This window comes from Tetzosporium hominis (assembly GCF_002265435.1).
GTDB lineage: Bacteria > Bacillota > Bacilli > Bacillales_A > Planococcaceae > Chryseomicrobium > Chryseomicrobium hominis.
The window spans coordinates 1-274 of the sequence record NZ_NOKQ01000279.1 but is presented as its reverse complement, the minus strand read 5'-3'; the positions used below and the strand labels follow the sequence as shown (position 1 = coordinate 274).

1 protein-coding gene is annotated in these 274 nt (G+C 46.0%); it reads left to right on the top strand.

Features of this window, described 5'->3' with window-relative positions:
• Positions 1 to 244, top strand: a 244-nt coding sequence (locus CF394_RS13025) for a PLP-dependent transferase (RefSeq protein WP_207761729.1), incomplete at its 5' end; no start/stop codon positions are given.
• Positions 245 to 274 lie beyond the last annotated feature (30 nt).

Genomic DNA, 274 nt, shown 5'->3' with positions numbered 1-274 from the left:
AGGCGGCATGCTGTCCTTCCGTCTGCAGAAAGAAGAGTGGGTCAATCCATTTTTAAAAGCGCTGAAGACCATTTGTTTTGCAGAAAGCCTCGGCGGGGTGGAGAGCTTTATTACATACCCTGCCACACAGACGCACATGGATATTCCTGAAGAAATCCGCATCGCAAACGGAGTCTGCAATCGCTTGCTGCGTTTTTCAGTCGGAATTGAACATGCGGAAGATTTAAAAGAAGACTTGCGATAACACCTTTTGGTTTAGTTCCCGAAAATCATA